We start from the raw sequence: 19,919 nt of genomic DNA on the forward strand, positions 1-19,919 counted from the left end.
CGCCACGAACAGAAGGAGCGGAGCCTTGACAGGTGGCATGACCCACGATTCACGCGTGCTGGAGGTGCCCGTGTCCGCTGCCCCGCCCACGCTCACCGCTCCGGGGAGGCCGGGGGTCCGCACCCTCCCCGGGGTCTACGCGCCCCAGCACGACACACTCCTGCTGCTGAGGGCCCTGGCCAGGGAGACCGTCCGGCCGGGCTCCGACGTCATCGACCTCGGGACCGGCAGCGGCCTCCTCGCGGTGGCCGCCGCGCGCAGGGGCGGGCGTGTCACCGCCGTCGACGTCGGCCGCCGCGCCGTGCTGACCGCCCGCCTGAACGCCCGGCTCGCCCGTCAGCCGGTCACCGTCCACCGGGGCGACCTGGTCGGCCCGGTACCGGGCCGGACGTACGACCTGGTGCTCAGCAACCCGCCCTATGTCCCCTCGCCCCTCGGCCCGCCGCCCCGGCGCGGGAACGCCCGCGCCTGGGACGCGGGGCACGACGGCCGCGCCGTGGTGGACCGGATCTGCGATGCCGCCCCGCACCTCCTGCGCAGGTCGGGCGTCCTGCTCATGGTCCACTCCGAACTGACCGGTACGGAGGAGACCCTGCGCCGTCTGTCCCGTGGCGGGCTCAAGGCCGCCGTCAGCGACGCGGCGGACGTGCCGTTCGGGCCCGTCCTGCTCTCCCGGCTCTCCTGGCTGCGCGGCCGGGGCCTCCTGGGCGAGCACACCGACAAGGAGAGGCTGGTGGTCATCCGTGCCGAACAGCCCTGACCGCCCCACCCGCGTCACCCTGGGCGCGGACGGCCCCCTCCTGGTGGAAGGACCGGTCGAGGTGGTCGGTGACGACGGCACGCTCTACACCTCCCGCCGCTTCACCGCCGCGATCTGCACCTGCCGCAGGACCCGTACGTACCCGTGGTGCGACACCAGCCACCGCCGCCGGGTGAAGCCCGGAGACCGGGAGCCCCGGGAACGCGGGCCCGGCCGACCGGAGAAGGGCGCCGGAGGCGGCGACCGTACGGATGGAACCGCGTGATGCCTCCCCACCGTGAACCGAGGCGCCGGAGCCCTCCACTCCCGACCCCGCTCGGTCCCCTCTCGTACGAGGTCGTCACCGCCCTGCGCACCGGCCGGGACCCGCGGACCCCCGCCACCACCGGCGCGGACCCCTTCGGGGACGACCTCCACCTCGCCCTCTACACCCTCTACGAGCTGCATTACCAGGGCTTCGCGGACGTGGACGAGGACCACGAGTGGAACCCCGCCCTGCTCGCGCTGCGCCGCTCCCTGGAACGGCCCTTCCTCGCCGCCCTCCGGGCCGCAGCCCCCACGGACGGAACCGTGGACACCGCACTCGCGGGACTCCTGGTCGAACCCGTCGGGGACGACGGTCACGGCGTCAGCCACTTCCTGCGGGACGACGGCGAGCTGTGGCAGTTGCGCGAGTACGCCGCCCTGCGCTCGCTCTACCACCTCAAGGAGGCCGACCCGCACGCCTGGGTGATCCCGCGTCTGTACGGGCGGGCCAAGGCCGCGATGGTGGCGGTCGAGTTCGACGAGTTCGGCGCCGGACGCGAGGAGGACGTGCACGCCCGCCTGTACGCCGAGCTGATGGAGGACCTGTCCCTGGAGACGGCGTACGGGCATTACCTCGACGTCGCCCCCGCCGAGGTGCTCGCCACCGTCAACCTGATGTCCCTGTTCGGGCTCCACCGGTCTCTCAGGGGCGCCCTCGTCGGCCACTTCGCCGCCGTGGAGGTCACCTCCTCGCCCGGCTCGCGCCGGCTGGCCGCCGCTCTGAAACGGGTCGGCGCGGGACCGGCCGCCCAGCGGTTCTACGACGAGCACGTGGAGGCCGACGCCGTCCACGAACAGGTGGTGCGCCGCGACGTCATCGGCGGGCTGCTCGCCCACGAACCGGAGCTGGAGCCCGACATCGCCTTCGGCATCGAGGCCACCGGGCTGCTGGAGGACCGCCTCGCCACCCGTCTCCTCGCCGCCTGGCGGAGCGGCTCGACCGCGCTGCGCGCCGCCCCGTCCGCCTGAGACACGCCCACCGCCCCCACCTGCGGACTGTCACCGTACGTCACCGCACGAGATGCGGCGGGGCCGGACTGCGGTGACGCTGGGGATCCGCCCGCGCACGCGGTATCCGCCGTCGGCGGATCCGGACCCCACCGGGTCCCGCCCCCGCGCCCCGCGCGGACCCACGACGGAGGACACCCCCATGGACCTGCCCGACATCCCGCTGGAACGTACCCGCCGCACCCGGGAGCGGGCCGAGGAGCTGGGCCGCGCCGCCGACCGGGCGACCGACCCCGAGCATCGGCAGCGCCTGCGGGAGAAGGCCCGGCGCCTCCTCGGCGAGGAGTTGGAGGGCCGGGAGGGCGGCTGAGGGGAGGGAGAGTAACCGAGGGGCGGCGGAGCGGCCGAGAAGCCGGGCCCGGCCCGGACGGTCGGCCCCGGCTCAGGCGGCAAGCTGACCGGCCGGGGCCACCAGCGCCCCCTTGATGCCGTGCCGCTCCAGCGCGTCCGCGACGAACCCGCTCGCCTTCATCTCCTCCACGAACGACGCCAGCACCTCCTGGGCCGCCGTACCCCGGGCGGCCGGGATGCCCATGGCCTGCTGGATCACCATGAACCGCCCCGGCAGCACCCGTACCCCGGCAGCGCGCCGCACCTCGCCCTCCAGCAACTGGCGGATCCCCGCGGCCACTTCGACCTCCCCCTCCCGCAGGGCGGCGAGCGCGGCGGGGGCGCCCTGCAACCGCACGATCTCCGCGTGCTCGATCGCCCGGGTGAGGAAGAGGTCGTAGGCGCTGCCCGAACCGACCGAGATCCGGGTCCCCTCCCGGTCCACCTGCTCGTTCCCGGTCACCGCCGACGCCTCGGCCACCAGATAGCTGCCCTCGATCAGCACATAGGGGGCGGTGAAGAGCAGCCCCTCGCTCCGCGCCGGGTCCACGGCGAAGAAGCCGAGGTCCGCCTCATCTGCCTTCACCGTGTCCACCGAGGCGGCCGCCTTCTCGAACACCACCAGCTCGACGGGGACTCCGAGCCGCCGCCCGAACTCGTACGCGAGGTCCACCGAGACCCCGGCCGGGTCGCCGCCCTCGGGGTTCCGGTTGGCCAGGATCGGATTGCCGAGGTTGATGGAGGCGCGCAGCGTGCCGTCGGGCGCGAACGCGGGGACCAGGGCCGGAGCTATCTGCTGCTGGGTCATGCCGGCGAGTCTACGAGCCGGCCTCCCGGCCCCCGAGGCGCCGTCAGGCCAGCCGTACCTTCACCGTCTGCGTCGCCCCCCGCGTACCGGAGAGATCACCGAACACCAGCCGCAGCGAGGCCCCCGTGGTCGCCGTCGTCACGGTCGAGGGCTTCGAGAGGACCGAGGAGACGGCCCGATTCCAGGTGAGGGCCAGGCTCGTCCGGGCCCGCATGGGGTCGCTGACGCAGACGGTGGCCGTACCGTCGGCGTGCTCGGTGACCATCACCGAGCAGGGGGCGTCCGCCACCAGAGGCCCCACGGTCCCGCCGAACCAGAAGTTGACGGCGGTCAGTCCCAGCGAGGGCACCGACACCCCCTGCTGGTCATCGGTGTTGGCGAGCACCCCCAGCCAGCCGGTGTCAGCGGCCCGGGCGGCCGTCCGCTGCTCGGAGGCGCCGGGCAGCAGCTGGTAGGCGTACGAGGCGTCCGCCGGGTTCTGGCCGTGGTCGACCCAGAGGGTGAGATAGGCGCGGGTCAGGGTCTCCGTGGAGCCGCCGGTGTTGATGTCCCGCCACCGCCCCGACCGGTTCTCGCGCAGCGCCTTGACGTTCGCCCCGCCGGGGAAGACATAGCCGCCGTGGCCGCCGAGATGGGCCCAGGAGGCGCCCGTCAGCGTGGCCGACCACGGGCGGGTGACGGGTTTGGCCGAACCGTCGACGGTGAAGGGGGCGTTCCCCACCGGACCCAGGTTCCGGTTGTCCACCGTGGTCTCCACCGCCGTACCGTCCTGGCAGCGGATGCCCGCGCCCAGGCAGACCACGGTGTCGTCCAGGAAGAACCACGACTTCTTCGCCAGCAGCGTGCTGGACAGTCCCTTCAGGTACTGCCCCACCGCCGCCCGCTTCCGGTCGGTGACCCCGCCCACCCAGTTCACATCGGGCATCGCCGCGCCCCAGTCGCCGCCCGCCCCGTTCGCCAGCACCTTGCGCGAGGCCGTGATCCCGGGGAGCCGGTAGGGGTCGACGGTAGGCCAGAAAGCGTCGCTGTACTGGCCGTTGGCGAAGGTGTCGCCCCACCAGGAGAGCATCCCCGACCCGGTGTGCCAGCCGCGCAGGTTCTCGCCGTTGCCGGTCTCGTAGTACGTGATCCGCTTGTCGGCCATGGAGAGGGCGGCGGCCCAGCCGGGGCGGCGGTGGGTGGCGCGGGCCATGTCGGGGAAGAGGCGGTGGCCCTCCGGCTCGGGGAGCGGGGTGAGCGAGGTGTCGTCCAGGACGGACTTCAGACGTGCCAGGCCGGTGAGGCTGAGCGAGGGGTTGCTCAGCGGCGGGCTGTAGTAGTCGCGCTGGGCCCACCCCTTGACCAGCGAGCGCCACCGGGTGTTCTCGGTGGCCGACGCGCCCCGGCCGAGCAGCACGATGGAGGCGAGGATCGGGTGGCCGCGCCGGTGGTCGTCGACCTCGCCCCGGCTGATCGCCCGGCCCGCCACGGAGTCCATGACGAGCCCGTTGTAGAGGAACGGCGCCCAGGCGTTCTCCACCGCGTCGAACACCACCTGCCGCTTCGGGTCGGTCACCTCCCACGCCGTCCCCTTGAGGAGTGCGAAGAGCAGCCCGAGCCCGCCGAGCATCACCGATCCGTAGCTGCCGGTGTAGGGGACGGTGGTGTGCTGGATGAACGAGCCGTCGGCGTACAGCCCGTCGCCCTTGGTGACCAGCGGGAAGACGGGGGAGAGGGCGTCCCGGGCGAGCGCGATCTTGGCGGCGCTCCCGCCGACGACCCCGCGCAGGGCGAGCACCCGGCACAGGTCGACCCGGTTCGCCCCGGTGCTGGTGCCCGTGTACGAGGCGACGGCGGAATCCGGTACGAAGTGGTCGACGGCGGCGCAGTACCGCCCGAGCTGCGCCGGGGTGAGGGCGTCGTACATCAGCACGCAGACGTCCAGCAGGGCCTGGGGCGCGCCGATCTGCCAGCTGTACCAGTTCCCGTACCGCACCTGCCCGGCCTTGTAGACCTGGCTGTTGAGGTGTTCGAGGCCCGTCACGATGGCGGTGCGCAGCGCGGAGTCACCGGTCAGGCCGGTGCCCTGCTGCCGGTAGGCCTGGGCCATCGTGTTGAGCCGGATGAAGCTCTCTGCCATCTTCGCGGAGAAGCCGTACGACTCGGGGTCGGTGTCCGGGTCGGGGTCGGCGTAGACGGCGTCCGGCCAGAGCGAACCGTCCGCCGGGGCCAGGGTGTCCCGCCACCCCCGGGCCTGGGTGCCCAGTGCGGTGAGCCGGCTCCTGAAGGGCTCGGCGGTCGGGCTGAACCCCTCGCCGAGGATCAGGGCCGTCCAGGTGGCGCGCAGGGCGGCGTACGCGTCGTCGGAGGCAGTTGCGGAGGCGCGGGGAGCGGCGAGCGCGAGTGCGCCGCCGGCCGCGGCGGTGAGGACGGCGGAGGTGGCGAGGAAGGTACGACGGGACCAGGCAGACGTCATGGGGGATCAGCTCCGTGTCGGGGTGGCTCGTCGCGGCGGAACCGGTGCGCCGGGCGCTGACCGGGCCCCTGGATCCGACTGTTCTGAGCGGTTCAGAGCGGGCAGGGCACTTTCTAACAGCCACCCGGCAACCCGCTCAATAACTTTGGCCGAATTGATCGTGTTGATCGGTTCGATGGCGGTGTAGGGCGCCGACACGCGCACAACGGGTGTGACTGTGCCCTCTGCTGCGAGCAGGGATGGAACCGCCGGGGGGATCGTTTCGAGCGGATGCGATCGATATGGTTGAGGGGGCGGGGCCACCGCCACAGCCGTCGTCCGAGACCGGCGGACCGAAGAGACCAAGGGGATCCATGCGACTCCACGTCGACCAGCGCCACGAGCGGGTGCTCCAGCTCGTCCGTGAACGCGGCAGCCTCCGTGTCGCCGAACTGGCCGAGGAACTCGGCATGTCCGCGGTCACCCTGCGCAGGGACGTGGAGGCGCTCGCGGCCCAGGGCCTGGTGGAGCGGATGCACGGCGCCGTGGTCTGGCCCCCGGGCGCCCCCGGTCCGGCCCCCGCGCCCGCCGTGCCCTCCGCCGAAGGGCTGGTGGTGGGCATGGTCGTGCCGACCACCGAGTACTACTACGCCGACGTCGTGCGCGGCGCCCGCGAGACGGTCGAGGCGGCGGGCGCGCGCCTGACCATCGGGCTCTCCCGCTACCTCCCCGACGAGGACGCCGCCCAGGCCCGCCGCCTGCTCTCCACCGGCGCCGACGGCCTCCTCCTCACCCCGACCTGGGAGCGCGGCCGGCCGGAGCCGGGCGAGGGGCTCTGGGCCGCCGAGCAGGAGACCCCCGTCGTCCTGGTGGAGCGCTGGGCCCCCATCGGCCACCCGGCGGCGCGGCTGGACCGGGTGCGCTCCGACCACGCCCACGGCGCCGCGGAGGCGGTGGCGCACCTGGCCGGGCTCGGCCACCGCTCCATCGCGCTCGCCGTGCAGGAGAGCCCCACCGCCCCCCGGCTCAGGGCCGGTTACGCGGCCGCGGTGGCGGCGCTCGGGCTCAGCCCCGTCCCCGCCTCGCCCCTGGAGGACGCGCCCTCGCGATCGGAGGCCGACCGCTTCGAGCGGACCCTGGAGTACCTGTGCGAGGGCGTGGCCGGCGGCAACGTCACGGCCGCGATCGTGCACAGCGACGCCGACGCGATCGTCCTGATCCCGCGCCTCCAGGCCCGCGGTGTGCGGGTGCCGGAGGACCTCGCGGTGATCACGTACGACGACGAGGTGGCGGCCCTGGCCGATCTGCCGCTCACCGCCGTGGCGCCCGACAAACACGCGGTCGGCGCGGCGGCGGCCGGGCTCCTCCTCTCCCGGCTGGGCACGCCCGACGATGCCTCCCCGGCCCGCCGGCACCTCGACATCCTGCCCACCCTCAGGGTCCGTGGCTCCTGCGGAGCGGCGGCCGCCGACTCCTGACACGAGCCGGTCGGTATCCAGGTGACGCACCGCCCCGACAGCCGTACCCCGGGCCAACAGGCCCTGCGGGTACGGCTTTTCACGTAGACCGGCGGTGTCCGCGCCCGCGTTGCCGGGGCGTTACCTGTTGATCGATTCGATTGAATTGGTCGTTTGCTCTTGACGGTGATCGGTTCGGCGCAAAATGATGTGTGCCGTTCGCCTCATCTCCCGCAGTTCGAGGTCCCGTAGGAGCCGGCCCATGTCCCGTACGCACCGCACCACCCGCCTCGCCCTCGCGGCGTCCGCCGCCTCACTGGCCCTGCTCGCCACCGCCTGTGGTGGCGGTAAGGGCTCCGACGCGCAGGCCCCCGGCGACGGCAAGCCCGTCACGCTCACGTTCTGGTCGGCCACCGCGGGCGCCAAGGAGACGGCCGAGGCGTTCAACAAGGCGCAGTCCGACATCAAGGTGCAGTTCTCGCTCGTCCCGGCGGGCCCCGAAGGCGTCACCAAGCTCTCCAACGCGGTCAAGGGCGGCAACGCCCCCGACATCGCCACCATGGACTACTCCGCCCTCCCCGAGTACGCCAGCGAAGGCAACCTGGAGGACCTCACCGCCGCCTCCGGCGAGCTGGTGAGGAAGGAGTTCCCCGAGGCCGTCCAGTCCCTGGTCAACCTCGGCGGCTCCACCTGGGCCGTCCCCTTCGACGTGACGCCCATCCAGCTCTACTACCGCAAGGACCTCTTCCGGAAGCACGGCGTCGAGGTCCCCACCACCTGGGCCGAGTACCGCACGGCCGCGGAGAAGATCCACCGGGCCGACCCGGGCCTCACCATCACCAACTTCGGCGGCGGCGACCCCGCCCTCCTCTCCGGCCTCGCCTGGCAGGCCGGCGCCCAGTGGTACGGAACAAAGGACGACGCCTGGAAGGTGGACATCGACGACCCCGCCTCCCGCAAGGTCGCCGCCTACTGGGACGGCCTCCTGAAGGACGGCCTCGCCTCCAAGACCCCCCTGTGGGGCGAGGGCGAGACCAAGGAGCGCGCCACCGGCAAGGTCGCCACCATCATCGGCGCCGCCTGGAGCGCGGGGAACTTCCCCGTCAGCTACCCCGACAGCAAGGGCAAGTGGGGCATAGCCCCGCTCCCCACCTGGGACGGCACACCGAGCACCGGCATGTACGGCGGCACCTCCTACATCGTCCCCAAGGGCAGCAAGCACACCGAGGCCGCCGCCCGCTTCATCACATGGGTCACCACCGACCCCGAGGCCATGACCGCCCGCCTCAGCTCCCTCAAGACCCCCAGCAGCGCCCTGCCCGCCAACGAGGGGATGCGCGCCGCGGCGGCCGAGGAGTTCGACGGCTCCTACTTCGGTGACCAGGACGTCTACAAGCTCGCCGGTGAGGCCGCCGCCACCATCGTGCCCGGCTGGATGTGGGGCCCGGTCCAGCAGCAGGTCACCTCGGCGCAGATGGCCGCGGGCGGCGACCACACCAAGATGTTGAGCGCCGGACAGGCCAAGGGAGAGGCCGCGGTCAAGGACCGCGGCCTCAAGCTCGCCCAGTAGCCCGGCGCCTAGTAGTCCGGCGCCCAGTAGCCCGGCGTCCGGCAGGCGGGGCCCGGTACGGAAGGCGAACCCCTCTTCCGTACGACCCCGCCCCTCCCGGCGCCCTCATCCCCCCCCCCGCCCTTTCCCGCTCACCCCGCCGAAGGAGCACCAGGTGGCAGCCCCACTCACCCGGCCGGCCGAGACCCCACCGCCGCACCCCGCACCGTCGGCGAAGCGCCCCGCCCGGCCCGCCCGTGCGACCGGCGGCCCCGGCGCGCGGCGCGGACAGCGCCGGGCCGTGGCCCTGTTCACGGTGCCGTTCTTCGCCCTCTTCACCGCCGTCACCGTCCTGCCGATGCTCTACGCGGCCTGGATGAGCCTCTTCCGCGAGGAATCCTCCGGCCTCGGGTTCGGCGGCACCGAACGCGTCTTCGCCGGATTCGGCAACTTCACCGAAGCCCTCGGCAACGAGGCCTTCCTCCGCTCCTTCGGTCACATCGCCTTCTACTGCCTCCTCTACATCCCCGCCATGGTCGGCGGCGCGCTCGTCCTCGCGCTGCTCGTCGACTCGGCCATGGCACGGGCCCGCCGCTTCTTCCAGATCGCCTACTTCCTGCCGCACGCGGTCCCCGGCCTGATCGCCTCGCTCATCTGGCTCTACCTCTACACACCGGGGCTGAGCCCGATCATCGACGTGCTCGACGCGTTCGGCGCGCACTGGAACTTCTTCGGCCAGGACGAGGCCATCTACTCCGTCGTCAACATCTCCGCCTGGCAGTGGACCGGCTACAACATGATCATCTTCTATGCGGGGCTCCAGGCGGTCCCGCGCGAGGTCCTGGAGGCCGCGACCGTGGACGGCTCCGGCGCCCTGCGCACCGCCCTCCAGGTCAAGGTGCCCATGATCCGGCCCACCGTCGTCCTGACCCTGCTCTTCACCTGCGTCGGCGCCATCCAGCTCTTCGACGCCCCCAAACTCGTCCAGCTCCGCGCCAACACCATGGGCGAGGACTGGTCCCCGACCATGTTCATCTACACCGCGGCCTTCAAGGGCCACGACTACGGCCTGGCCGCCGCGAGCTCCCTGATCCTCGCCCTCGTCGCCGGCCTGCTGTCCTTCGTCGTCACCAAGCTCGGCAACCGGTGGAAGGCCTCATGAGCACCCAGACAGCCACCCCCGACGCACCCGCGGCCCACGCACCGGGCACCCGGGCCGCACGCCGGCCGATCCCGCCCCGGCGCCCCCGCCGCACCCAGGGGCTCACCTCGAAGGTCGCGGTCAACGCCGTCCTGGCCGTCGTCGCCGTCTACACCCTGATGCCGCTGACCTGGCTCTTCATCGCCGCCACCAAGAACTACCGCGACCTGTTCGCCACCGACCCCTTCAGCTTCGGGGACTTCCACCTCCTGTCCAGCCTGGAGGCCCTGTTCGCGTACAACGACGGGCTGTACGGCCGCTGGCTCCTCAACAGCCTCCTCTACACCCTGGTCGCGGCCGTCCTCTCCACCCTGGTCTCCGTCGCCTGCGGCTACGCCTTCGACAAGTACGCCTTCCGGGGCAAGGAGAAGCTGTTCGGCGTCGTCCTCGTCGGCGTCCTGATCCCTTCCACCGTGGTCCAGCTGCCGCTGTACCTGATGGCCTCCCGCCTCGGCCTCGTCGACACCTACTGGGCCGTGCTGATCCCCAGCCTCGTCAACCCGTTCGGCGTCTACCTGGCCCGCGTCTTCTCCGAGGGGTACGTACCGGGCGAGGTCCTGGAGGCCGCCCGGGTCGACGGGGCGGGGGAGATCAGGACCTTCACGGGGGTCGCCCTGCCGATGCTCGCCCCGGGCTTCGTGACCATCTTCCTGTTCTCGTTCACCGCCAACTGGAACAACTTCTACGGCGCGCTGATGATGCTCAACGACGAGCGCCTCTACCCCGTCAACCTCGGCCTGTTCATGTGGAACCAGAACGTCTACCAGCAGCCCGAGCTGTACCCCCTGGTCATCATCGGGTCGCTGGTCGCCGTCGTCCCGCTGATCGTCGCCTTCCTCTGCCTGCAGCGCTTCTGGCGCTCGGGCCTCACCGCAGGAGCCGTCAAGTGAGCCGCCCCGCCACGCCGTCCACCCGGCCCCGCACCCGCCCCCGTACCGTCCTGGCGATGAGCGGGGAGACCCGCGACGCGATTCTCCGCCCGACCGCCCTGGAACGCCTCGCCCGGGTGGCGGACCTCGAACCCGCCCTGCTCGTCACCGACTTCGGCGCCGACGACCCGGCCCAGCGCGCCGCCCTGCGCGACGCCGAGGCCCTCTTCACCGGCTGGGGCTGCCCGCCCCTGGACGCCTCCGCGCTGAGCGCCATGCCCCGCCTGCGGACCGTCGTCCACGCGGCCGGCTCGGTCAAGCACCACATCACCCAGGACGTCTGGGACCGGGGCATCACCGTCTCCACGGCCGCCACCGCCAACGCCCTCCCGGTCGCGGAGTACACGGTCGCGGCGATCCTCTTCGCCAACAAGAACGTCCTGGAGAGCGCCCGCGTCTACCGCGAATCCCGCAGCAGGGTCGACCTGCTCACCGCCTTTCCGTCCATCGGCAACTACCGCCGCACGGTGGGGATCGTCGGCGCCTCCCGCATCGGCCGCAGGGTCGCGGAGCTGCTGCGCCCCTTCGACCTCCGCCTCCTCGCCCACGACCCGTATCTCGACGAGGAGGGCGCCAGGGCGCTCGGCGTGCAGCGCACCGACCTGGACACCCTCGCCCGGCGGAGCGACGTCGTCACCATCCACGCCCCCGAACTCCCGCAGACGCGCCACCTGTTCGACGCCGGACGGCTCGCCCTCATGCGGGACGGCGCCACGCTCGTCAACACCGCACGCGGCTCCCTGATCGACACCGACGCCCTGGTCAAGGAGGTGGCCACCGGCCGGCTGAACGCCGTGCTCGACCACACCGAGCCCGAAGTGCTGCCCGCCGGATCGCCGTTGTACGACCTGCCGAACGTGCTGCTCACCCCGCACATCGCCGGCTCCCAGGGCGGCGAGCTGCACCGGCTGGCCGACGCGGCGGTCGACGAGCTGGAACGGTACGCCCACGGGATGCCGTTCGCCCACGCGGTGGACCCCGCCACCCTCCACCAGCAGGCCTGACCCCCTCGACTGTCCCTCCCCACGGAAGGCTCGCCATGCCCCGCGCCCGCCGGGTGCTCGTCGTCGGCATCGACGGCGTACGGCTCGACACCCTCGCCCGCGTCCCCACCCCGCACCTCGACTCGGTCGCCCACGCCGGGTTCCTCGCCCCCGTGACGGTCGCCGAGTCCACCCCCACCATGTCCGGCCCCTGCTGGGCGACGATCGTCACGGGCGTCCGCGTCACCAAGCACGCCGTGTGGTCCAACGACTTCAGCGGCCACCGCCTGGGCGTCTTCCCGGACTTCACGACCCGGCTGGCCCGCCAGGACGGCCGCCGCACCTATGCGGCGGCGGCCTGGGAACCGCTGGTCACCGTGGCCGACGGCGGCCCGATGCTCCGCCGCCCCACCCGCCTCACCCACCACGCCCCGGCCGCCGACACCCCCGAGGCCTGGGAGGCAGCGGACGAGGCGACCGTCCGTGACGCCGTGGCCGTCCTCACCCACGAGGACCCCGAGGCCTCCTTCGTCTACCTCGGCGCCCCCGACGAGACCGCCCACCACCTCGGCTGCGGAAGCGCCTACGAGCGGTCCGTCGCCTCGGCCGACCACCGCCTCGGCCGCCTCCTCACCGCCCTGCGCGAACGCCCGGCGTACGGGGAGGAGGCCTGGACCGTCCTCGTCGTCACCGACCACGGGCACCGGGACGAAGGCGGCCACGGCGGGAACAGCGAGGCCGAGCGCACCGCCTGGCTGGCCTGCGCGGGCCCCGACATCACGGCGGGCGCCACCCCCGTACGCCCGGTCCGGCACGAGGACGTCGCCGCCCAGGTCTACGCGGCGCTCGACCGGGCCCCCGACTCGCACTGGACCCTCGACGGCACCGCCGTACCGACCCTGCCGCAGGCCGTACTCCTCGACATGGACGGCACGCTGGTGGACACCGAACCCCTGTGGCTGGAGGCCGTCCGCGAGGTCGCCTCCGCCCACGGCCACACCCTCACCGACGAGGAGGGCGCCCGGGCCCTCGGCCGGAGCTGCGCCGACACGGCGGCCCACCTCGCAGGGGTGTGCCCGCGGACCGGGGCCCGGATCCTGGAGGCGGCCCTGGAGGAGACGTTCCTCGCCGCCGTGGAGGCGGGCGTCGAGCTGCGCCCCGGCGCCCGCGCCCTGCTCGACCGGCTGGCCGACGGGAACATCCCCGCCGCCCTGGTGTCCGCCTCCCCGCGCCGGGTCGTGGACGCGGTGCTCAAGACGCTGGGCGGTGAGGCGTTCTGTACGACGGTGGCCGACGGCGAGACCGAGCGCTCCAAGCCCCACCCGGACCCCTACCGCGAGGCGGCGGCCCGCCTCGGGCTCCCGCCCGCCGCCTGCCTGGTGGTCGAGGACAGCCCCACCGGCATCGCGGCGGCCGAGGCGGCGGGCTGCCGGGTGGTGGCCGTCCCCTCGGGAGCACCGGTCCACCCGGCACCGGGCCGGCGGGTGCTGGACCTCCCGGCGCTCGTGGCCGCATGGGGCGAGCCCCGGGGGCCGAGGCCGGCCGCGCGGGACGGCGCCGGCAGGGCCGCGCCCTAGGGCTTCACCGCAGCCGAGGACAGCACCGTCATCAGCCGGGTCACCGTCCGGGCCATCGCGTCCCGCCCCTGCGTGAGGTAAGGGCGGGGGTCGACACCCCGCTCGTCCCGGGCGAGCCGTTCCCGTATCGCGCCGGTCATGGCGATGTTGAGGGCGGTGCCGATGTTGACCTTGGCGATGCCTCCGGCCACGGCCCGGGCCAGCTCCTCGTCGGAGGCCCCGGACGAACCGTGCAGCACCAGCGGGACCGGCACCGCGTCCCGGAGCCGGGCCAGCAGGCCGTGGTCGATCCGGGCGTCGCGCGAGGTCATGGCGTGCGAGGTGCCGACGGCCACGGCCAGCGCGTCGACCCCGGTGGCGGTGACGAAGGCCAGCGCCTCGTCCGGATCCGTACGGGCGCCGGGCGCGTGGGCGTCGAGCGGCGGCTCCCCGTTCTTCCCGCCGACCTGGCCCAGTTCCGCCTCCAGCCGGAGGCCCTCTCGATGCGCCCAGGCGGCGGCGGCCCGGGTGGCCGCCAGGTTCTCCGCGTACGGCAGCCGGGCGGCGTCGAACATCGCGGAGCTGAACCCGCACTCCGCCGCCTGGTGCAGCAGCCCGGGGGAGCGGACATGGTCGAGATGGAGGGCGACCGGTACGGCGGCGGCCCGGGCCGTCTCGTGCGCGGCGCGGGCCAGCGGGCGCAGCCTGCCGCCGTGGTACTTGACCGCGTTCTCGCTGATCTGGAGGATGACCGGCGCCCGGGCCGCCTCGGCTCCCTCCACGACGGCTTCCGCGTGCTCCAGGGTGATGACGTTGAACGCGGCGACCGCACCGCGCCGGGCTGCGGCTTCGGTGATCAGCTCGCCGGTGTCGGCGATGGGCATGGTGACTCCTGGGTGAGAGGCCGTCAGGCAGAGGCCCTGGGACGGCGGTGAGGGACCGTCAGGACGTGCTGAGGATGACCGAGCGCGTCAGATGGCGCGGCCGGTCCGGGTCCAGGCCGCGGCTCGCCGCGATGGCCAGGGCCAGCCGCTGCACCCGGACCAGCTCCGCCAGCGGGTCCAGCCCGCCGGCCACCCACCGGGCGCCCGTCGCGTGGACCTCGTCGGAGAGCCCGGTCGGTGCATCACCGAGCATCCAGGTGGCGGTGGAGTGGGTGGAGATGCTGATCGGTCCGTGCCGGTACTCCATCGCCGGATACGCCTCGCTCCAGGCGAGCGCCGCCTCCCGCATCTTGAGCGCCGCCTCGTTGGCGAGCCCCACGCTCCAGCCCCGCCCGAGGAAGGTGAACTGGGAGCACTCCACCAGCCCGGCCGGCAGCGGTTCGGCCAGCGCGACCTGTGCGTCCTCCACCACCGCGTCCGTGTGCAGCCCCAGCTGGGCGCGGAGCAGGGTCAGCGCCGTGGTCGCGAACCGCGTCTGCACGACGGACTTCTCGTCCGCGAAGCCGAGCACGACCGTGTCGTCGGCCGTCGTCGCCATGGGGCTGTCGGGGTCCCCGATGACGACGGTCCGCCGGGTGGTGCCGCGCAGCCGGGCGAGCAGGCCGAGCACCTCGGTCGTGGTGCCGGAGCGGCTCAGCGCCACGATCCGGTCGTAGCGGCGGCCGTCGGGGAACTCCGACGCGGCGAAGGCGTCGGTCTCGCCCTGACCGCTGCCCTCGCGGAGGGCCGCGTAGGCCTGGGCCATGAAGTACGAGGTGCCGCAGCCGACGACGGCGATGCGCTCACCGGCCGCCGGAAGCCGCCCCGCGGCCCCGTCCGCCAGATCCGCCGCCCGCTGCCAGCAGTCGGGCTGACTGGCCAGCTCCCGTGCCACATGCGTCATCAGAATCTCCCCATCCCTGCGCGCGTGATGCTCGAATCTGCATACTAAGCGCGAGTTTCGAGCACTATCAAGCAGGCGATTGCGCGTTCCGCGCCACCCGGACACGGAAACGCCCCCCGGTCGGTCGACCGGGGGGCGGGCCAGGAGGGGACAGGTGGGGAGAGGACGAGAGGGCGGGCGGGGTCAGCGCAGCGCCGAGGGCAGCTCCTCCCGGTGGACGATCCCCAGCCGCTGGGTGGCCCGGGTCAGCGCCACGTACAGATCGCTCGTCCCGTACCGGCCGGGCTCCACGACCAGCACCTGGTCGAACTCCAGCCCCTTCGCCTGCCGCGGGTCGAGCAGCACCACCGGCCGGGTGAGATCGGGCTCGGCCCCCACCACCACCCCCTCCAGCGGCCCGGCCACCTCCTCGTGCAGCTCACGCGGCGCGATCACCGCGAGCCGCCCCTCCCCGGGCGTCAGCTCCGCGACGGCCTGCGCCACCGCGCCCGCCAGATCCCCACCGGCCTCCCGCACCCACGGCTCCTCCCCGGTGGACCGCACCGAACCGGGCGCGACGAAGGAGGGGTCCCGCTCCCGGACGACCCGGGCGGCCAGCTCCATGATCTCGGCGGGCGTACGGTAGTTGACCCCGAGCGTCACATGCTCGAAGCGGTCACCCACGTACGGTTCGAGGATCCTCTCCCACGAACCGACACCCGCCTCCTCGGACGTCTGCGCCGGATCGCCCACCAGCGTCAGCGAACGGGTCGGGGAGCGCCGCATCAGCAGCCGCCACGCCATCGGCGACAGCTCCTGCGCCTCGTCCACGATGATGTGCCCGAACGCCCAGGTCCGGTCCGCGGCCGCCCGCTCGGCGGCGCTGCGGTGGTCCATCTCCTCGTGCCGCTCCGCCATCCGCTCGGCGTCGATGATGTCGTGGGCGGCGAGCACCTCGGACTCCTCGTCCTCGAACTCGTACGTCTCCGAACCCCGCGACAGCTCCAACAGCCCCTGCGCGTAGGCGATCCGCTCCTGCCGCTCCGCCTCGGCGGCCGCCCGCTCCGCGCTGTCGTCGAACCCCAGCAGCTCCGCCGCCTCGTCGAGCAGCGGAACATCGGCGGGCGTCCACTCCCCGTCACCGGGCGCCCGCCGCAGCGCCTCGGCGTCCGCCTCCGGTACGTACACGGGCTCGGCCAGATATCCGGCGAGGAACTCCTGCGGGGTGAGGACGGGCCACAGCGACTCGATCGCCTCGTGCACCCCGGAGCTCATGGCGACGGCCTTGCCGAGCTGCGCGATGTCGTCCGGCCCGAGGAAGTTGGGCCCGCCGTACGGGTCGGCACCGATCCGCTCGGTGAGCTGCTCGGTCAGCGCGTCCACGATCCGGAAGGCGAAGTGCGGGCGGGCCAGGTTGTGCGGCAGCAGGGTGTCACGGGCCGCCTGGCGGGCCTCGTACGCGATCTCCCAGTCCAGGACCAGGTCCCCGTCGTCGTGCGGGATGACCAACGGCGCACCCGGCTCCGGCAGCTGCTGCCGGTCGCGTACGGCTAGGGCGAGCGCCTCCGCCAGGTGCGCCCCGCCCTTCACGGCCGCCGCGCGGGGCGTGTCGGTGCCGGTCGCGTGGACGCCCGGGAAGAGTTCGGCCTGCGTGGCGAGCAGGACGCCGGTCTCCCCGAGTGCGGGCAGCACCTCCGCGATGTACCGCAGGAAGGCCGGGTTGGGCCCCACGATCAGCACCGCCCGCTTGGCCAGCACCTCGCGGTGCTCGTACAGCAGGAAGGCCGCCCGGTGCAGCGCCACCGCCGTCTTCCCGGTGCCGGGCCCGCCCTCGACGACGAGCACACCCCGGTGCGGGGCGCGGATGATGCGGTCCTGCTCCGCCTGGATCGTCCGCACGATGTCGCCCATGCGGCCGGTACGGGCGGAGTTCAGGGCGGCCAGCAGGACGGCGTCACCGTTCGGGTCCTCGAAACCGGTCCGGTCCTCGTCCCCCAGATCCAGGATCTCGTCATGCAGCTCGGTGACCGTACGCCCCTCGGTGGTGATGTGCCGGCGCCGCCGCAGCCCCATCGGCACATGCCCGGTCGCCAGATAGAAAGGCCGTGCGACCGGCGCCCGCCAATCGATGAGAAGAGGCGTGTGCTCGGCGTCGTCCGCACGGATCCCGATGCGCCCGATATGGTGCGCGGCACCGTCGGAAAGGTCGATCCGCCCGAAACAGAGCGAGCCGTCCACCGCGTTCAGCGCGGCGAGCAGCCCCGACCGCTCCGCCACCAGCACATCCCGCTCCAGCCGGGCCTGCAGCCCGGTCCCCACCGGCGTCAGCGCGTGCTCGACGTCCCGGGCCGTGACCCCGCGCAGCTCGTCGACGCGCGCATGGACACGGTCGATGAATTCCTGCTCTTCCCGCAATTCGACGGCTTCCCGGTTTGACAAAACGGCTCCCTGCCGGATATGGTTCTTCTTATAAGGCCTCCGCGTGGGGCCTTTCTGCATGAGCGCAGAAGAATCCAATATACGCGGCGAAATCCCTGGTGCGCAATTGAGCCCACCAGGGGTTTTCTGTGTTCCGGAACGCCCCGTCCCCGGCGGACGGACCGGACGGCGGGTCAGACGCCCTGCCCCCGGCGCAGCTCCTCCACCGCGACCCGGGCCACCGCACCGATCACCGCGTCCGCGCGCGGGAGCTTCCGGTCGGCTCGGGCGGCCTGGGTGAAGACCACTGCCGTGTAGCGGCTGCCGTCCGCCAGCTCCACCACCCCCGCCTCATGGCGCATGGAACCGAACGTGCCGGTCTTGCCGTGGACGGCCACATCGTCGTACGGGAACCCGGAGGCGAGCCGGTGGGCCCACGGCTGCGTGCCCATCGCCGCGCGCATGAAGGCGCAGCTCGCCGGGGACGCGGCCCGGTCCGTCCAGATCGCCCGGAGCAGCCGTGCGGTCTCGGCCGGGGTGGAGGACGCCTTGTACGCGGGGTCGTAGACATCGGGAGGGGCGGCGGTGTCGTTGTCCGCGACCCGGGCCATGGCGGCGTCCAGCGACCCGGCGCCCGTATCGGCGAGCAGCCGGTCGTACGTACCGACCACCCCGCCGTGGATCCGGGTGTGCGGCAGACCGAGATCGGCGCACATCCGGTCGACGGCGTCGGTGCCGACCTCCCGGAGCACGGCATGGGCCGCGGTGTTGTCCGAGACGCTCATCATCTGCACCACGAGGTCACGCAGCGACATGGTGACCGGGTCTCGGAGGATGGACAGGCCGGTGGGGCCCGCCACCCGGTCGGCCGCCTCCAGCGTGAGCCGGTGGCACGGGTCGAGCCGCCCCGCGTCGGCCAGCCGGCAGAAGGCGGCCATCAGCGCGATCTTGTAGACGGAGCCCATCGGCACCGGCTCGTCCGGATCGAGGACCACGCGGGCCGACGGCCGCTCCAGCTCCGCGACATGGAGCCAGCCCCGCACGCCCGCGTCGTCGAACAGGGAACGGACGGTCCGCTCCACCCCGCCCCCGACGGGCCCGCCCCCGCCGCGCCGGATGCCGCTCATCGGGCCGCTCCCTCGGCCAGGGCGCTCTCCAGCAGCCGGGCGGTCGCGGCCGGATCCTCCGGGGCCGCACCGGAGCGCCGGGGGTTCCAGACCACCCGCAGCCGCAGGGGGAGCGGCGGGTCGGTCGCCCGCCGCCGCTCGACCCGGGAAGCCGTCAGGGTCCCGTCGGCCGTGACCAGGACGGCCTGGCCCGCCGCCACCAGAGCCAGTCCGGCCCGTTCGTCCGCGACCACCACCGTCTCCACCCGTCGGCCCCGGCTCGCCAGCGTGTCCACGAACAGGTCGTGGGCGGCGGGCGCCTCGCCCCGGGGCCGGACGGCCACGGGCAGCCGCCGGACCGCCGCGCCACCGGCCTCCGCCCCACCGCCGCTCTCCGCCACCCGGTCCGGGCCCGCCACCCCGCCCGGGCCCGCCGATCCGGCCGGGGTGAGGATCCACGTCGGCAGGAGGACCACCTGCCCGGCGGCGAGCCCGTGCAGGACCGACGGGTGCCGGACCACCGCCAGATCCAGCCGGCCCGAGGCGACATCGGAGAGCAGCGACGCGGTCGGAGCCGTCACCGTGCTGATCCGGGCCCGGTCACCGGCACGGACCGGCGCGGCCGCCACATCGGCCGCGAGCGGGGCCGGCACCTCGGGCGCCAGCCCCAGCCGCAGCCTGCGGCCGTCCGCGTGCTCACGCGCACCGGTCTCCCGCAGCCCGGCCAGCGCGGCGAGGGCCTTGCGGGCGTGCGGAAGCAGGAGCGCGCCCTCCTCGGTGAGGAAGACCCCGCGCTCCCGCTCGAACAGCCGCACACCGAGCAGCGCCTCCAGCCGCCGGAGCCCCTGGGAGAGCGGCGGCTGGGTGATCCCCACCCGCTGGGCGGCGGCACCGAAATGCTCCTCCTCCGCCAGCGCGACGAAGATCTCCAGGTGGCGTTCCGTCAGCACTCGGCCTCCCTGGCATGCGGTGATACGGCTGATGAATCACTCCGATGCCGAGATCGTATTCGACATGCCGACCGGCCGCGGGTTTGACTCCGGTAAGGCCGGCGCGGCGGCCCGCACCCCGTGCCGGAACCCGTCCGCGACCGGGCCCGGCTGCGCCACGATCACCTGCGGCCGGTCGCACGGCGATCCGCCGACCGCACGATCACCGTCGAGAGAGAGGTCTTCCACCGTGCCTTCCAGCCCTCCCGCCCTCACCCCTCCCACCGACGCCACCGCGGCCCCGGCCGCCCCCGCCTCCCGCCGTTCCGTACTCGCCGC

General features: G+C 73.5%; 17 protein-coding genes. 10 read left to right on the top strand and 7 right to left on the bottom strand.

Annotation, left to right across the window (positions count from 1 at the left end):
* Positions 1 to 37 precede the first annotated feature (37 nt).
* The 4 genes from ACQ9ZG_RS32965 (at position 38) to ACQ9ZG_RS32980 (ending at position 2,384) form a co-directional block, all read left to right on the top strand.
* Positions 38 to 760, top strand: coding sequence for a HemK2/MTQ2 family protein methyltransferase (locus ACQ9ZG_RS32965; RefSeq protein ID WP_499281549.1), 723 nt, complete (start codon positions 38 to 40; stop codon positions 758 to 760).
* Positions 744 to 1,025 (top strand): CDGSH iron-sulfur domain-containing protein, encoded by a 282-nt coding sequence (locus ACQ9ZG_RS32970; protein WP_028417730.1) that lies wholly within the window; start codon positions 744 to 746, stop codon positions 1,023 to 1,025. The genes ACQ9ZG_RS32965 and ACQ9ZG_RS32970 overlap by 17 nt, the downstream gene beginning before the upstream one ends.
* Positions 1,025 to 2,035: an iron-containing redox enzyme family protein gene (locus ACQ9ZG_RS32975; protein ID WP_109915746.1), complete on the top strand. Its 1,011-nt coding sequence runs from the start codon at positions 1,025 to 1,027 to the stop codon at positions 2,033 to 2,035. The genes ACQ9ZG_RS32970 and ACQ9ZG_RS32975 overlap by 1 nt, the downstream gene beginning before the upstream one ends.
* A gap of 181 nt (positions 2,036 to 2,216) precedes the next feature.
* On the top strand, positions 2,217 to 2,384 hold the full coding sequence (locus ACQ9ZG_RS32980; protein WP_181398270.1) for a DUF6381 family protein: 168 nt from the start codon (positions 2,217 to 2,219) through the stop codon (positions 2,382 to 2,384).
* Positions 2,385 to 2,456: 72 nt separating this feature from the next.
* Here ACQ9ZG_RS32980 and ACQ9ZG_RS32985 read toward each other — a convergent pair whose 3' ends face one another.
* Together ACQ9ZG_RS32985 and ACQ9ZG_RS32990 are read right to left on the bottom strand one after the other, a co-directional pair.
* A complete protein-coding gene (locus ACQ9ZG_RS32985) occupies positions 2,457 to 3,212 on the bottom strand; it encodes a transporter substrate-binding domain-containing protein (RefSeq protein ID WP_109915747.1) in 756 nt (251 codons plus the stop codon).
* A 43-nt stretch (positions 3,213 to 3,255) separates the two neighbouring features.
* On the bottom strand, positions 3,256 to 5,667 hold the full coding sequence (locus ACQ9ZG_RS32990) for a polysaccharide lyase 8 family protein (protein WP_109915748.1): 2,412 nt from the start codon (positions 5,665 to 5,667) through the stop codon (positions 3,256 to 3,258).
* A 353-nt stretch (positions 5,668 to 6,020) separates the two neighbouring features.
* Between ACQ9ZG_RS32990 and ACQ9ZG_RS32995 the strand changes: the two genes are divergently transcribed.
* The 6 genes from ACQ9ZG_RS32995 to ACQ9ZG_RS33020 all read left to right on the top strand — a co-directional run bounded on the left by ACQ9ZG_RS32995 (position 6,021) and on the right by ACQ9ZG_RS33020 (position 13,342).
* Positions 6,021 to 7,124: a substrate-binding domain-containing protein gene (locus ACQ9ZG_RS32995; RefSeq protein ID WP_415737723.1), complete on the top strand. Its 1,104-nt coding sequence runs from the start codon at positions 6,021 to 6,023 to the stop codon at positions 7,122 to 7,124.
* A gap of 241 nt (positions 7,125 to 7,365) precedes the next feature.
* Positions 7,366 to 8,673, top strand: coding sequence for an ABC transporter substrate-binding protein (locus tag ACQ9ZG_RS33000; RefSeq protein ID WP_109914049.1), 1,308 nt, complete (start codon positions 7,366 to 7,368; stop codon positions 8,671 to 8,673).
* Positions 8,674 to 8,827: 154 nt separating this feature from the next.
* Complete coding sequence (locus tag ACQ9ZG_RS33005; protein ID WP_499281550.1) at positions 8,828 to 9,814, top strand: carbohydrate ABC transporter permease; 987 nt, start codon at positions 8,828 to 8,830, stop codon at positions 9,812 to 9,814.
* Positions 9,811 to 10,743: a carbohydrate ABC transporter permease gene (locus ACQ9ZG_RS33010; protein ID WP_109916700.1), complete on the top strand. Its 933-nt coding sequence runs from the start codon at positions 9,811 to 9,813 to the stop codon at positions 10,741 to 10,743. The genes ACQ9ZG_RS33005 and ACQ9ZG_RS33010 overlap by 4 nt, the downstream gene beginning before the upstream one ends.
* Positions 10,740 to 11,786: a hydroxyacid dehydrogenase gene (locus ACQ9ZG_RS33015; RefSeq protein ID WP_375138348.1), complete on the top strand. Its 1,047-nt coding sequence runs from the start codon at positions 10,740 to 10,742 to the stop codon at positions 11,784 to 11,786. Before ACQ9ZG_RS33010 ends, ACQ9ZG_RS33015 begins: the two co-directional genes overlap by 4 nt.
* Positions 11,787 to 11,821: 35 nt before the next feature.
* A complete protein-coding gene (locus tag ACQ9ZG_RS33020) occupies positions 11,822 to 13,342 on the top strand; it encodes an HAD-IA family hydrolase (RefSeq protein ID WP_499281551.1) in 1,521 nt (506 codons plus the stop codon).
* Here ACQ9ZG_RS33020 and ACQ9ZG_RS33025 read toward each other — a convergent pair.
* The 5 genes from ACQ9ZG_RS33025 to ACQ9ZG_RS33045 all read right to left on the bottom strand — a co-directional run bounded on the left by ACQ9ZG_RS33025 (position 13,339) and on the right by ACQ9ZG_RS33045 (position 19,601).
* Positions 13,339 to 14,205 (bottom strand): class II fructose-bisphosphate aldolase, encoded by an 867-nt coding sequence (locus ACQ9ZG_RS33025; protein WP_109916257.1) that lies wholly within the window; start codon positions 14,203 to 14,205, stop codon positions 13,339 to 13,341. The two genes, ACQ9ZG_RS33020 and ACQ9ZG_RS33025, sit on opposite strands and share 4 nt — an antisense overlap.
* Before the next feature lie 58 nt (positions 14,206 to 14,263).
* On the bottom strand, positions 14,264 to 15,148 hold the full coding sequence (locus tag ACQ9ZG_RS33030; protein WP_109916258.1) for an SIS domain-containing protein: 885 nt from the start codon (positions 15,146 to 15,148) through the stop codon (positions 14,264 to 14,266).
* A 183-nt stretch (positions 15,149 to 15,331) separates the two neighbouring features.
* Complete coding sequence (locus tag ACQ9ZG_RS33035; RefSeq protein ID WP_109916259.1) at positions 15,332 to 17,542, bottom strand: HelD family protein; 2,211 nt, start codon at positions 17,540 to 17,542, stop codon at positions 15,332 to 15,334.
* 197 nt (positions 17,543 to 17,739) lie between these two features.
* Positions 17,740 to 18,672 (bottom strand): serine hydrolase, encoded by a 933-nt coding sequence (locus ACQ9ZG_RS33040; RefSeq protein WP_028417717.1) that lies wholly within the window; start codon positions 18,670 to 18,672, stop codon positions 17,740 to 17,742.
* Positions 18,669 to 19,601 carry a LysR family transcriptional regulator gene (locus ACQ9ZG_RS33045; protein ID WP_084990323.1) on the bottom strand — a complete coding sequence of 311 codons (933 nt, stop codon included), beginning with the start codon at positions 19,599 to 19,601 and terminating at the stop codon, positions 18,669 to 18,671. The genes ACQ9ZG_RS33040 and ACQ9ZG_RS33045 overlap by 4 nt, the downstream gene beginning before the upstream one ends.
* Positions 19,602 to 19,919: the final 318 nt, after the last annotated feature.

The organism is Streptomyces araujoniae, from assembly GCF_050871195.1.
GTDB classification, from domain to species: Bacteria; Actinomycetota; Actinomycetes; order Streptomycetales; family Streptomycetaceae; genus Streptomyces; species Streptomyces bacillaris.